This window comes from Microvirga arsenatis (assembly GCF_009910705.1).
Lineage (GTDB): Bacteria > Pseudomonadota > Alphaproteobacteria > Rhizobiales > Beijerinckiaceae > Microvirga > Microvirga arsenatis.
In genome coordinates this window covers 22,210-28,561 of the sequence record NZ_JAAAXJ010000027.1, presented here as the reverse complement: position 1 = coordinate 28,561, position 6,352 = coordinate 22,210, and the positions used below count along the sequence as shown (strand labels likewise).

The window sequence follows — 6,352 nt, the reverse complement described above, 5'->3', positions numbered from 1 at the left end:
CGAACGGCATCGTAATCAGGCCGGAGGGCGACGGGAATGGACATGGCAAACCTCCTCGCTTGCCATGTTGAATCACATCTCAGGCACTTTGAGGCTGCGACGAGTCGCTCTCTCTAAGACGGGGTATTAGGTAATCGCGGCTCACAACCAAGACGGCCTTTGCTTGCTTCGTGTGACAATGCCAGGTGGTATGCTGCACCCGCTCAATGAGCCATCATCACGGGAACGGTCATGGTCTGGAGGATCCTGCGGGTTGTGCCGCCGAGCACGATCTCCCGTAACCGCGAATGGCCATAGCCGCCCATCACGAGCAGATCAGCCTGCACATCGACGGCATGGGACAGCAGGGTGCCGGCAACACTGCCCTGGTCTCGCGTGAGGTTCGTCGCATGCGCCTCGATGCCGTGACTGGCCAGGTGGCGCACCAGTTGGCGGCTGTCCCGGCTAGGGTCTCCTCTGAGGTCGCCGACCGTCACAATCTCGACCCGTGCAGCCATCGCGAGCAGAGGCAGGGCGTCAGCAACAGCGCGGGCGGCGGGCCGCCCCTCGTCCCATGCAACAAGGGCTGTCGCGAGCTGTGAGGATGTTTGGCGGCAGGGAACGATCAACACCGGACGTCCTGAGCCGAACAGGACCGCTTCGATGAGGTCGGCTGACTCTGCTCCCGCAGGATCAGGTTGCTAGAGGACAGTGACATCGAAGTACCGGGCCAGCCGGCTGACCTCGCCTGTGACGTCCCCTCTCGATATATCAGGTATCACCGTCTCGACCGTGACACCCACCTCTGGTGCTCTCTTGGCAAAGCCCTCCAGAGCGGCTCTCGCCGTGCTCTCCACATCCTCACGCATGTGATCTAGCAGATCACTGGGCAGTTCTGAGCGGATGAAAGCAGGCAGGCTGGGAACTGCTCCGGACGACGTGACTGTCAAGGCCGCGCCACTGAGCCGAGCAAGCTCCAGGGTATAGAGCTCGCCAGCCTCCGTGTCTTTGCCGATCACGAGCAGCAGGTCTTTGAGGGGCATGTTAGCCTCCTCTCTTTGAGGTGCAGCATCGGTGCGTCATGAGGGCACCAGCTTATGTGCCATGATAGCACAGCCAAGTACGAGGACCTATCGGTGGCTGTCACCATGCCGTCCTGCGGCAGTTGTCATGGATCTGGACTGGGGCGCTCTGCTACCCATTAGCCCGCGCCTGCCGGGGACAGCAACAAACGCTCTTCCCCTGCCCATCGTCACACCGTAACCTGACGTCCGCTGGCGCAACGAGCGTCACCCGTTGTGGAAGGCTGATATGTGATGAGCACCGCCCGCGTCTTTCTGCTTGCCCCATCCCTGGCCCGTCTGATCGAGAAGGAGAGGGAAGGCCATCGTGTCCGGCAGGGCTACTTCCCGGATCGTCCAGACCGGGGCAACCATGTGCAGCTGGAGGAGGAGACAGGTCGGCTCATTCTGGTCTCCAATCGCCCGGACGGTCCGGTCGAGGAGGTCACGGACATTCCCCTTTCTCACGCTGAGGCGCTGCTGGAGCTGACTGCCGGGCGGGTCGAGTACCTGAGTGTCAGCTTGGCCATCGCCACTCATTCGGTCACTGTTCGCCGCTTCCTCACACCGGGACCGCTGGATCTGATCACGGTCACGTTCGAGCACAGCAAGCAGGCCCGTAAGTTTCAGCCGCTGGCCTGGTTTGGTCCGGAGGTCACAGGAGATCCCGCTTACCAGGGCCGCTCCATGGCTCTGTCCGGATTGCCCTCAGCGCCTGAGGTGGAGATCACAGACGCGGCGCTCCACAGCCTGCTCGATACCCTGGACGGCCGCGTGGGATCCCATCAGCCGCAAGTGATTGCTCCGCAGCCCGTTGCACCCTCGGTTTCAGCTGAGGCCGAAGCGAACGACGTGCACGATCAGAATGATCTCAACATTGAGGACAGCGTCATCCGGGAACTCGCCCGCTCCTTGAGCCCTCGCCGGCGCTGACGGACCCGGCGAGGGTTCAAATCTGCTGTGGGGCAGGCGGCACCCTTGCAGAGCGGCCCGATTGAACCCACGCGGGCCTGATTAAGCCGTCTTCAGATCCACGGCCGACTCTTTGCCGGAGCGGCGGTCTGCCTCAACTTCATAGGAGATCTTCTGGCCCTCAGCCAAGCCACGCAGGCCAGCACGCTCCACAGCGCTGATATGGACGAACACGTCCTTGCCGCCGTTGTCCGGCTGAATGAAGCCGTAACCCTTCTGCTCGTTGAACCACTTCACCGTTCCTGTCGCCACGAAACTCTTCCCTTTGTTGTGTAGGATCATGAGGTCTACACCCATCAGCGGTACTGTACCCGCTCAGCCGATGTGATCAAGTCAACCTGCTTCAAAACTGGGCGGGCGCGAGCCGCTGCGGGCACTCACAGCTGAGGCTTTCTCAGGGGCGGTTGCGATGGCCATCCACTGTGCTTAGCCCCTCAATTGCTGGTCACAACGACAAGTGGCCTGGGTTCAGAACCGAGATCGAGACCACATCCAGATGCCCTACCGTCTTATCCAACTGGCTCCCGGCAGCTACGATCTTCTGCTGCATGGTGAGATCATTGGGAGCATTGTGCGGAGTGGCGCGCGCACCGATCAGGTCACGTGGACCGCAGAGCTTCTGAACGATCCGGCACCAGGGCAGTGGCCTCCGCCATTTACCCAGGTTGAGCATACGTTTAAGACCCTGGAGGAGGTGTGCGCCTGGCTGGGTGCTCCCGAGATCAAGCCGCTGCGCCGCACCGAGTAGACGCTTTGACCAGCCCATACCCTGCCGTTACACCAGCAGGACCCAGGTGCCTTGAGCCCGCGAGCGTGGACTCGTAAGCACGCAGTCAGATACGCACTAAGGCGAGTGTAAATGCGGCCGCCCGAACGCAATGCCCAGCCGATACTTTTGGGTCAGCGCCGATCATCGAACCACGGCACTCCTCGCGGCTTGTTCGGCAGCAACGGAGCAACCACGCCCCATTCAAAGTCGGTTAAGTCGTCGCGGCGGCGCCGAACTCCTCCAGGAGGTTGAATGAGGTTCGAGCCCAGGGCATCCAAAGAACAATGACTAACTGTCCGGGCGACATCGAGCAAACGGGTTTGCTCATTCAGGCGTGATCTTGGCCGCCCGGATGACCCGCATGAAACGCTCCGTCTCGCTGGCGATAAACCGGCCAAACTCGGCCGATGTGCCAGGGATCGCGGTTGCACCCAGTTCCGCCAGGCGCGCCTTGATCTTGGGATCTCCGAGGCCGGCATTGACCTCGGTGTTGATCCTGGCGATGACGCTGTCCGGCGTGTCTCTGGGGGCACCAATACCGTACCAGGACCCCGCCTCGTACCCGGGAACGAAGTCGTTCATGGTGGGAACGTTCGGCAGTGCCTCTGAGCGAGCTGGGCTGGTCACCGCCAGGGGGATCAGCTTGCCGCTTCGGATATGCGCAATGGACGAGGGTATCGGATCGAACATCGCTTGCACCTGACCGTTGAGCAGGTCGGCCAAGGCCGGGGCTGAGCCGAGATAGGGCACCAGCATGAGATCAACCCCGGCCATCATCTTGAAGAGTTCAATGCCGAGGTGTTGTGGCGTGCCCCGGCCGGCATAGGCCACTTTGAGCTGACCCGGATTGGCCTTCGCCAGGGCAAGGAACTCTGGAACGGTTCTGGCCGCCACCGAGGGGTGGACCTCCACCACGAGCGGCACGCGCGAGATGCCGGCCACAGGCGCGATGTCCCGCGTGAAGTTAAAGTCGAGGCTCTGAAAGAGTGTCGTGTTGATGGTGTTCACCACGCCGCACAGAAGGAGTGTCGATCCGTCCGGAGGCGCATTCACGACGGCTCTAGTCGCGAGGTTGCCGCTCTCGCCTGGATGGTTCTCGACGATGACCGGCTGCCCAAGCTTCTCTGACAGCCAAGGGCTTATGACCCGTGCTGCGATGTCCACGGCTCCACCTGCGGGGAACCCCACGACGATGCGAACAGGCCCTGTTGGGTAAGTCTGCGCTCTCGCAAGGCGGGCGGACAACGATAGGGCAACCGCACCTGCGCTGAAGCGCAGGAACTCTCGGCGAGCGAGCTTCATAGGGAACTCCTCCGTCTAGCGAGGCAATGACGAAAGGATAGCTGCGGCCCGGGGTAAGAGGTATCATATGGCGAGAGCAAAACTCATATGTTTTGGATATGGCATGGAGTTGCGGCACCTTCGATACTTCATTGCCGTTGCCGAGGAAGGCCACATCACACGAGCGGCCGAGCGGCTAGGGATGCAGCAGCCGCCCCTCAGTCAGCAGATCAAAGCCATGGAGCAAGAGCTCGATGTGCAGCTGTTCTTTCGCAAACCTCGTGGTGTCGAGCTCACCGAGGCTGGCCGTGCGCTGCTTGAGGATGCCCGAGCAATGCTGGCTCATCTCGACCGTGCTCTGGAGACCGCCCGCCGCACGGCACGAGGAGAGCAGGGCCGCATCAGCGTCGGAATGACACCGACAGCTCCCTTCCATCCCCTTGTGCCGCGGGCGGTGCGGGCGTTCCGGGAGGCTTTCCCACTCGTGTCCCTCACGTTGGAGGAGGCCCTGAGCCACGGGCTTCTTGATCGCTTGCGCAATGAGCAGATGGACGTGGCCTTCATCAGAAACGCTGTGCCCGATCCGGCCGGGCTCATGATAACGCCGCTGCTGGACGAGATCATGGTTGTGGCACTGCCGAGCGGACACGCTCTGGCTCAGGGTGAAGGCGACACGGCCTTAGAGTTGGCAAGCCTCGCCTCCGAGACCTTCATCCTCTACGGCCCCCCGGGCTCGGGTATCTGCGACAGAACGATTGCGGCGTGTCAGGCTGCTGGGTTCAGTCCTCGCGTTGGGCAACTTGCTCCTCGAATCACATCCACTCTTGGTTTGATCGCCGCTGGTCTGGGGATCTCGTTCGTTCCGATCTCGATGCAGCGAATGTCGATGGATGGGGTGACTTATCGCCGATTGACAGGTCCTGTTCAGCCGAGGGCCCTTCTGAGCCTCGCCTCGCGCCGCAACGATCCCTCAGCCGTTGTGCGCCAGTTCGTGAGTGTGGTCAGGCGGACAGCAAAGGGTTTGTCGGATCCGGAGGCAGAATGAGACCGGCACGGCCAGCGAGTTAAGTGCAGTGGCTCCAAGTTACGAGATGAGTCCACGACCTAATAGGCCCAGCTCTGCGCTTTGGTCACCAGAAAGTCCCGGAACACCTGAAGCCGGGCAACAGAGCGCGCCTCCTCGGGAAACACCAGATAGGAGTCAAGGGTCGGCATCTCGACATCGCGCAGCACCTGTTTCACATGCGGGTTGTTGCTCATCGCATAGTCCGGCGCCATCCCAACGCCGGCGCCCGTCTCGATCGCCCGCCGCAGTGCAAGGCTGTCATTCACGACCAACCGGCTCAGGCGTGGATCCTTCGCAGGGCGTCCCCAGGTCGCCAGCTGATGAAGGTCAAGAATGAATGGCGGCTGCTCCCCGCCCAGACTGATGATGTGGTGGCTGTCGAGATCCGCCACCGTCTGAGGCTCGCCGAATTTGTCGATGTAAGTATGGGCGGCATAGGCATGGTAGTGGATGGTGAACAGGCGCCGCTGGATCAGGTCCGGCTGAGCCGGCCGCCGCAGCCGGATGGCAATGTCGGCCTCCCGCATCGACAGGTCCAACTCGTCCTGGGTGAGGATCAGCTGGATGCGGATCTCGGGATAAAGATCAAGAAATTCCGTGACGCGCTGGGCCAGCCAGATGCCGCCAATCCCCACGGTGGCGGTGACCTTGAGTTCGCCGGCAGGTCGCTCGCTGGTCTCGGTGAGCCGCTGGTACGTTCGCTCGAGGCGCAGATGCATGTCCTGGGCAGCCTTGAAGAGCACCTCGCCATGCTCCGTCAGGATGAGGCCACGGGCATGGCGGTGAAACAGCGGAACCTTCAGGTCCTGCTCAAGAGCACTGATCTGGCGGCTGATGGAGGATTGATTGACACCAAGCTTGTCGCCGGCCCGCGTGAAGTTGCCAGCTTCCGCCACCTCGTAGAACAGTCTGATCTTGTCCCAGTCCACCGCAGAGCCCTCACATGGGAGGCCTGTTACTGCACTTGAGAAGCCTACGGCAAGTCAGCCTAACGGGATGTCCTCCTCGACCGCATGATCATTATGGCAAGAGCACGCGTCGGAATAGCAGGTGAGATAGTCGGTATAGGTTTTGTTGGTGCCGGTGGATGCGCCCGTCGTGAGCGCATCAGAGCCAGGGAGGCGAGGCTTGCCGCTGCCGGTGTCAGCAGTCAGTAACCTGATGCTGGCGCAACGCGGAACTGCGCTGCCCCGCGATTTCACTGAATGCCTTTTCTAACGCGTC

Annotated in this window: 8 protein-coding genes; 3 read left to right on the top strand and 5 right to left on the bottom strand. The window is 61.7% G+C overall.

Going from position 1 to position 6,352, the window contains the following annotated elements; genetic code table 11:
* Positions 1-203 precede the first annotated feature (203 nt).
* On the bottom strand, positions 204-611 hold the full coding sequence (locus tag GR303_RS22620; RefSeq protein WP_161726444.1) for a universal stress protein: 408 nt from the start codon (positions 609-611) through the stop codon (positions 204-206).
* 69 nt (positions 612-680) lie between these two features.
* Entirely contained in the window at positions 681-1,022 is a 342-nt protein-coding gene (locus GR303_RS22615; protein WP_161726446.1) for a hypothetical protein, read from the bottom strand.
* A 273-nt stretch (positions 1,023-1,295) separates the two neighbouring features.
* Here GR303_RS22615 and GR303_RS22610 point away from each other — a divergent pair, with 273 nt between their 5' ends.
* Positions 1,296-1,973, top strand: a complete 678-nt coding sequence (locus tag GR303_RS22610) for a CYTH domain-containing protein (protein ID WP_161726447.1) — start codon at positions 1,296-1,298, stop codon at positions 1,971-1,973.
* An 81-nt stretch (positions 1,974-2,054) separates the two neighbouring features.
* On the opposite strand, the gene GR303_RS22605 is transcribed toward GR303_RS22610, so the two are convergent.
* Positions 2,055-2,264 (bottom strand): cold-shock protein, encoded by a 210-nt coding sequence (locus GR303_RS22605; RefSeq protein ID WP_161726479.1) that lies wholly within the window; start codon positions 2,262-2,264, stop codon positions 2,055-2,057.
* A 244-nt stretch (positions 2,265-2,508) separates the two neighbouring features.
* Between GR303_RS22605 and GR303_RS22600 the strand changes: the two genes are divergently transcribed.
* On the top strand, positions 2,509-2,760 hold the full coding sequence (locus GR303_RS22600; protein WP_161726449.1) for a hypothetical protein: 252 nt from the start codon (positions 2,509-2,511) through the stop codon (positions 2,758-2,760).
* A 345-nt stretch (positions 2,761-3,105) separates the two neighbouring features.
* Here the strand turns inward: GR303_RS22600 and GR303_RS22590 are convergent, their stop codons facing one another.
* Positions 3,106-4,083: a Bug family tripartite tricarboxylate transporter substrate binding protein gene (locus GR303_RS22590; RefSeq protein WP_161726453.1), complete on the bottom strand. Its 978-nt coding sequence runs from the start codon at positions 4,081-4,083 to the stop codon at positions 3,106-3,108.
* A 103-nt stretch (positions 4,084-4,186) separates the two neighbouring features.
* On the opposite strand from GR303_RS22590, the gene GR303_RS22585 reads away from it, so the two are divergent.
* Complete coding sequence (locus GR303_RS22585) at positions 4,187-5,107, top strand: LysR family transcriptional regulator (protein ID WP_201752195.1); 921 nt, start codon at positions 4,187-4,189, stop codon at positions 5,105-5,107.
* 59 nt (positions 5,108-5,166) lie between these two features.
* On the opposite strand, the gene GR303_RS22580 is transcribed toward GR303_RS22585, so the two are convergent.
* Positions 5,167-6,057, bottom strand: coding sequence for a LysR substrate-binding domain-containing protein (locus tag GR303_RS22580; protein WP_161726456.1), 891 nt, complete (start codon positions 6,055-6,057; stop codon positions 5,167-5,169).
* Positions 6,058-6,352: the final 295 nt, after the last annotated feature.